Annotated in this window: 6 protein-coding genes, 1 rRNA gene and 1 pseudogene; all 8 read left to right on the forward strand. The window is 69.8% G+C overall.

The window, feature by feature from the left end:
• A 5S ribosomal RNA gene (rrf, locus tag ACTHL9_RS05975) occupies positions 1–98 on the forward strand; the annotation flags it as partial.
• A 252-nt stretch (positions 99–350) separates the two neighbouring features.
• Positions 351–1,364, forward strand: a complete 1,014-nt coding sequence (locus ACTHL9_RS05980; protein ID WP_440517931.1) for a hypothetical protein — start codon at positions 351–353, stop codon at positions 1,362–1,364.
• Positions 1,361–2,275 carry a hypothetical protein gene (locus tag ACTHL9_RS05985; RefSeq protein ID WP_440517932.1) on the forward strand — a complete coding sequence of 305 codons (915 nt, stop codon included), beginning with the start codon at positions 1,361–1,363 and terminating at the stop codon, positions 2,273–2,275. The genes ACTHL9_RS05980 and ACTHL9_RS05985 overlap by 4 nt, the downstream gene beginning before the upstream one ends.
• Positions 2,268–3,269, forward strand: a complete 1,002-nt coding sequence (locus ACTHL9_RS05990; RefSeq protein ID WP_440517933.1) for an HAD-IIA family hydrolase — start codon at positions 2,268–2,270, stop codon at positions 3,267–3,269. The genes ACTHL9_RS05985 and ACTHL9_RS05990 overlap by 8 nt, the downstream gene beginning before the upstream one ends.
• 37 nt (positions 3,270–3,306) lie before the next feature.
• The gene (locus ACTHL9_RS05995; protein ID WP_440517934.1) at positions 3,307–3,450 is read left to right on the forward strand and encodes a hypothetical protein; all 144 of its coding nucleotides are present in this window, start codon (positions 3,307–3,309) and stop codon (positions 3,448–3,450) included.
• Positions 3,451–3,453: 3 nt separating this feature from the next.
• The gene (locus tag ACTHL9_RS06000; RefSeq protein ID WP_440517935.1) at positions 3,454–4,278 is read left to right on the forward strand and encodes a TlyA family RNA methyltransferase; all 825 of its coding nucleotides are present in this window, start codon (positions 3,454–3,456) and stop codon (positions 4,276–4,278) included.
• Positions 4,275–5,348, forward strand: a complete 1,074-nt coding sequence (locus tag ACTHL9_RS06005) for an NAD kinase (RefSeq protein ID WP_440517936.1) — start codon at positions 4,275–4,277, stop codon at positions 5,346–5,348. Before ACTHL9_RS06000 ends, ACTHL9_RS06005 begins: the two co-directional genes overlap by 4 nt.
• Positions 5,345–6,391 (forward strand): annotated as a pseudogene (locus ACTHL9_RS06010) (AAA family ATPase); the annotation flags it as partial. The gene ACTHL9_RS06005 and the pseudogene ACTHL9_RS06010, both read left to right, overlap by 4 nt.

Genomic DNA, 6,391 nt, shown 5'->3' on the forward strand with positions numbered 1-6,391 from the left:
GGGAAACGCCCGGACCCATCCCGAACCCGGAAGCTAAGCCCCACAGCGCCGATGGTACTGCACCCGACAGGGTGTGGGAGAGTAGGACACCGCCGGAACACACCACAACGGGTGGGCCCCACAACGCAGTGGGGCCCACACGCTTTTAACAACCAAGTCCTCATGCGAGCACCGCGGCCCGCACTGACGAATTAGACTTGATGTCGGATTTGCCCTCAAGCGGGCGGACTTCAAGGACTTGTTATCTGCGGTTTCGAACCGCAACAGCTGCAGCCGCCTGATGCGTCTGCACAAGGAAAGGAACCACATGGCAGAGGACTTCAGGCGCGGCCAAGGCGGACGGGGGTTTGGTGGCCCGCGTCGTGGCGCCGGAGGCCGGGGCTCTGATCGGTCTGGTGGTGCCTTCCGCGGTGCGAACAATTCTGGCGGCGAACCGCGAGGTTTCCGCGACCGTCGACGCGACGACGACAATCGTGCTTGGGGCGCACGCGATGGTGAGCGTGACCGTTCCCGCGATGATCGCGAGCGGGGCGATCGTCGCGACGCTCGCGGGGAGCGCCGGTCCTATCGTCCTGCAGGGCAGGGCGAGCGCCGACCCTTCGGCAACCGCGGCGATCGTCCTCGCTATGGTCAGGATGACCGGGGTGATCGTCGTCCCTATGGTGATCGCGGGGACCGGGAGAATCAGCGTCCGTTTGGCGATCGTGGGGAGCGTCGACCGTACGGTGATCGTCCCGATCGTGGGGAGCGTCGTCCCTTCGGTGACCGTGCGGACCGTGGTGACCGCGGGGAGCGTCGCACGTATGGGGACCGCCCTGATCGTGGGGAGCGTCGACCGTACGGTGATCGCCCCGATCGTGGGGAGCGTCGACCGTATGGTGAGCGTTCGGACCGTGGGCAGAGCCGCCCGTATGGCGAGCGCCCCGATCGCGGCGAGCGTCCCAGGTTTGACCGTGAGGACCGCGGCGAGCGCCGGCCCTACGGGGACCGCGGCGAGCGGCGGCCGTATGGTGAGCGTCCCGATCGCGGTGAGCGCCGTCCCTACGGTGACCGTGGGGATCGCGGTGAGCGTCGGGCATATGGCGATCGGCCCGATCGCGGTGAGCGCAGTGACCGCGGTGAGCGTCGGCCGTACGGTGAGCGCAGTGACCGCGGTGAGCGGCGCTCCTATGGGGACCGTGAGGACCGCGGCGAGCGCCGTCCTTATGGAAACCGTGGCGAGCGATCCGACCGGCCGCGTTTTGAGCGTGAAGGGGGCCACGAGCACCGCGAAGAGGGCTTTACGCGCGAGCACAACGCAGGTGATCTGCGCGCGTCCAACCGACCGGATCGCGAGCGGTCGCCTGAGATCGACCCGGACGTGACGGGCAAGGAGCTCGACCGCGGCACGATGGCTCAGCTGCGCACGCTCGATAGCCGAAACGCGGAATGGGTCTCGAAGCATCTCGTTATGGCCGGGCGCCTGATCGACATCAATCCCGAACTGGCGTTCGAGCACGCCTTGGCGGCAAGCCGTCGTGGCGGTCGGATCGGAGCGGTCCGCGAGGCCGTGGGAATGACGGCCTATGAAGCTGGCCATTACGACGACGCGCTGCGCGAATTCCGCACATTTCGCCGCATCACTGGGTCAAGCATTCACCTTCCCCACATGGCCGACTGCGAGCGCGGCCTCGGCCGACCGGAGAAGGCGCTCGAGCTGACCCGCTCCGACGAGCGGGACATGCTCGACACCGCCAGCAAGGTGGAACTGGCCATTGTTGCCTCGGGTGCTCGGGCAGACATGGGCGACTTCGCGGGTGCAGTGGAAGAGCTGGAGATTCCACAGCTCGACATCAACCGCGCCTTCTCGTTCAGCCCCCGCCTTTTCGAGGCCTACGCCGATGCGCTCAGCGCTGCGGGTCGCTCGGACGAGGCATCCAAGTGGTACCGCCAGATCGGAGTGGCAGAGAGCGCCCTTGGCGTCGGCGAGTTCAGCGAGCCGGACATCCTCGACCTCGGCGAGGATGAAGAGGACGAGGCGGATCTCTATGTCGGTTCCGATGAGGACGACGAGCCCCTCGGCGACCAGGCCCTGGGCGACGCGGCTGGGACCGACGCCGAGGCCGGCGAGACCGCGGGCGAGCCGGACGGCCCGGCCGACGAGGAAGGTCCCGCGGCCGAGGAGGCGGCTCTGGCCGAGGACGAAATCGGTGTGACCGAGCGTGACGAGTCGGAGCTGGCCGGCAGCGACGGTGAAGGCGAAGCTCCGGGCGCTCCCGGCTCGGACGATGTCTGATTCGCCGCAAGGGACCACCGTCTTTATCGACGCGTTCGACGCGGTCCTGTCCGATCTGGACGGTGTGGTGTATGCGGGCCCCCACGCGATCCCCGGAGCGCCGGAGGCGCTGCGGGGGCTCGCCGGCCGGGGCGTGCGCTTGGGCTACGTGACCAACAACGCCTCGCGCTCCACTGCTGAGGTCGCCGCCCACTTGCGCGAGCTCGGCGCGCCCGCCGAAGCTGAGGACGTCGTGAGCTCCGCGCAGGCGGGCGCCGAGCTGCTCGCCCGCAAGGTGCCGGCCGGATCGAAGGTCTTGGTCACGGGAAGCCCCGCGCTGCGCCGCGAGGTCGAAGCTCGCGGACTCGTTCCGGTCCACTCGGCGGAGGACGGGCCGGCTGCGGTCATCCAGGGCTTCAGCCCAGATCTGGGGTGGCGTGATCTGGCCGAGGCCTCCTTCGCCGTGGCCGGGGGTGCCCTCTGGATCGCAACCAATACCGACCTCTCGATTCCGCAGGCCCGCGGGATCGCGCCGGGCAACGGGAGCCTTGTGAATGCGGTGCGTGCGGCCACGGCCAAAGAACCGCTGGTGGCGGGCAAGCCCGAGGCCCCGCTGTTCCTCACCGCGGCCGAACGTCTCGGAGCGCGCCGGCCGCTTGTCGTGGGCGACCGTCTGGACACCGACATCCTCGGCGGCAATCGGGCCGGGTTCGAAACGGCGGCGGTTCTGACGGGAGTCGACACGAGGCAGAGCATCCTTGCTGCCAGGACTGAGGAGCGCCCGACGTACATCCTCGCGACGTTGGACGAGCTCTACGCCCCGTACGCGTTCCCCGAGGCGCTCGACGGCGGCTGGCGGGCTGGGCGTTCTGCGGCGAGGGTCGAGGGCTCGACCATTCGCGTCAGTGGCCGGCCTGACGACCTCGATGCCTGGCGCGCCGCCTGCGCAGCGTGGTGGGAGGCCCGGCCGCACAGCGATGAGCCGACCGACCCCGAAATCGTCTGGGAGCCCTGACGCCGACTCAACCCCAGCCCTCGATAAGCTGGGGGACATGAGCGAGGAAACGCTGGCGGTGGACCGTGCTCTGGCGCTGCTGGAGCAGGCCACATCCCTCGGCGGCGTGCGGCGGGCCGAGGCCTTCGAACAGTTCCACGACGCTCTCGCCGCGGCGCTCGACGAGGAGCCGGGGGACTAGCGCGTGCCGCGACTCGACCTCGAACTCGTCAGCCGTGGACTGGCCCGCTCGCGGACCCATGCGGCCAAGCTCATCGCGGACGGGCACGTGTCGGTGGCCGGTCACACCGCGGTCAAGCCCTCCCTCGCGGTCTCCGCGGACGACTCGATCGACGTCGAGGCTTCCGAGCACGATCGCTACGCAAGCCGGGCCGGCCACAAGCTCGCCGGGGCGCTTGCGCGCTTTCCGGAGGTCCGACCGCAAGGCCTCGTGTGCCTGGATGCCGGCGCCTCGACGGGAGGCTTCACGGATGTCCTCCTCGAAGCGGGGGCGGCGCGCGTCGTCGCGGTGGACGTCGGCCACGACCAGCTGGTCGAGCGACTCAGGGCGGACCAGCGAGTCGCCGTCCACGAAGGTCTCAACGTGCGGGACCTCAGGCCCGAGCTGATCGGAGGGATGGTCCGCCTCACGGTGGCCGACCTGTCGTTCATCTCGCTCACGCTTGTCATTGACGCACTGGCCGCTTGCACCGAGCCCGGCGGCGACTTCCTGCTCATGGTCAAACCACAGTTCGAGGTGGGGCGCGAGCGGCTGGCGAAGACCGGCGTCGTCAGCTCTGACGCCGAGCGCCGGCGCGCCGTCGAAGGCGTGGCGCGGGCCTCCGTCGACTCCGGTCTTGCCCTGCGTGGGCTCGCCGAGAGCCCGCTGCCCGGCCAGGACGGCAACGTGGAATACTTCCTGTGGCTGAGGCGTCCGGGAAGGGATGACCTCGATGACCCGGTGGGAGTCGAAGAACTCCTCGACACCGTATGGCCTGATCCGACGGCCCGAGGAAGGGGAACGCCATGAACAGACGCGTGCTTGTCTTGGCGCACACTGGCCGGGAGGAGTCGATGATCGCGGCGCAGGAGGCCTGCGCCCAGCTCCACGGCTCAGGCCTTGTGCCGGTCATGGCAGACCAGCAGCAGAAGGACCTCGAGGCCCACTTCGGGGGCCTCGACCACCCCACGGAGATCCTCGGCAGGGACGTGGAGCTCGCGGACGTGGAGCTCGTAATGGTTCTCGGGGGCGACGGTACCATCCTGCGGGCCGCTGAGCTCGTCCGCGAGGTCGACGTGCCCCTCCTGGGTGTGAATCTCGGCCATGTCGGCTTCCTCGCGGAGAGCGAGCGGGCGGACCTCGCCCAGACAGTGGAGTGGATCGCGAGCCGGAGCTATTCCGTCGAGGAGCGCATGACCATCGATGTCACGGTGTGGATCCGTGGACGCAAGGTGGCTCATAGCTGGGCGCTCAATGAGGCGGCCATCGAGAAGGCCAGCCGCGAGCGCATGATCGAAGTGGTCACGGAGGTCGACGGCAAGCCGCTCACGTCCTTCGGATGCGACGGCGTGGTCCTCGCGACTCCCACGGGAAGTACCGCGTACTCGTTTTCCGCGGGCGGTCCGGTGGTGTGGCCGGAGGTCGAGGCGCTGCTCATCGCCCCCATCAGCGCGCACGCGCTCTTCGCCCGGCCCCTCGTCGTCTCCCCGCATTCGAGGCTGGCCATCGAGATCCTCAACCGCACCGAGGCGCAGGGGGTCCTGTGGTGTGACGGCAGGCGGAGCGTGGACCTTCCCCCGGGCGCCCGGGTCGAGGTGACGAGATCGCCGCGCCCGGTGAGGCTTGCCCGCATCAGCGCGACGCCGTTCTCCGCCCGATTGGTCCGGAAGTTCGAGCTTCCCATTCACGGCTGGCGCGGGCCAGCACCTGTCGGCAGCAACGGAGGCGGAGCGGTGGCGGAGCTCCCGGCCCAGCCGTGGTCGGGCAGGAAGATCGGAAACGTGCACGCCAATGCACAGGGGGCCGCAGTAGAGGTGACCAGCGCGGAGGCTGGAGTAGAGGCGACCAGCGCCGAGATCGGGAAGGACAGCGACGAGTGATCGAGGAACTTCGGATCCGTGACCTGGGCGTCATCGCGGACGCCGCCTTGCCTCTCGGACCGGGCTTGAGCGTGGTCACTGGTGAAACCGGAGCGGGCAAGACGATGGTGGTCACCGCGCTCGGCCTCCTCCTCGGCGGGCGCTCCGACGCGGGGGCCGTTCGGGTAGGCGCGAAGTCCGCCCTCGCCGAGGCGAGCGTGCGGCTGGCTCCCGGGCATGCCGCCGTCGAACGCGCGCTGGAGGCGGGCGCCGAGGTTGACGAGCACGACGGCGTCGCCGACCTGCTGCTGGCGCGCACCGTGAGTGCTGATGGGCGCAGCCGGGCGCACGTGGGTGGGCGCTCGGCCCCGGTGGGGGCCCTGGCCGAGGTGGGACAGCAGCTCGTGGTGATCCACGGCCAGTCGGAGCAGCTGAGGCTCAAGAGCTCGGCCGCTCAGCGGGAGGCCCTCGACCGTTTCGCGGGCGACGAGTTCGCGGCCAGATTGGGGGAGTACACCTCCCTCTACGCGGGCTGGACGGCGGCGCAGCGCGAGCTCGCGGAGCTGACCTCGGCGTCCCGCGAGCGGATCCGCGAAGCGGAGGCGCTTGAGGCGGCGCTCGAGGAGATCGCCGCCATCGACCCCCAGCCGGGCGAGGACGAGGAGCTCAGGACCGAGTCGCTCAGGCTCTCCAATCTCGAGGCGCTGAGGCTCGCCGCCCAGCAGGCGCATGAGGCGCTCGTCGCGGAGGACTTCGGCGAAGCCGGCGATGCCACCACGCTCGTGGATGCCGCGAAGCGTGCCCTCGACCAGGTCTCCGAGCACGATCCTGCACTGGCCGCGGCGGCTGAGCGGCTCACCGAGGTGGGATACGTGCTCGCGGACATTGCGGGCGAGCTCGCAAGCTACGGCGCGTCACTCGATGCCGACGGCCCTGGGCGGCTCGCAGAGGTCGAGGAGCGGCGGGCCGCGCGCGGCGGGCGCATACGGAACTAACCAACGAGAGGGGACGAGGTGATAGCGGGGGCCCAGGCCGGCCAAAACCGCCGCGACGAGCTGCAGGAC

Origin of the sequence: Sinomonas sp., assembly GCF_051955515.1 — a bacterium.
Lineage (GTDB): Bacteria > Actinomycetota > Actinomycetes > Actinomycetales > Micrococcaceae > Sinomonas.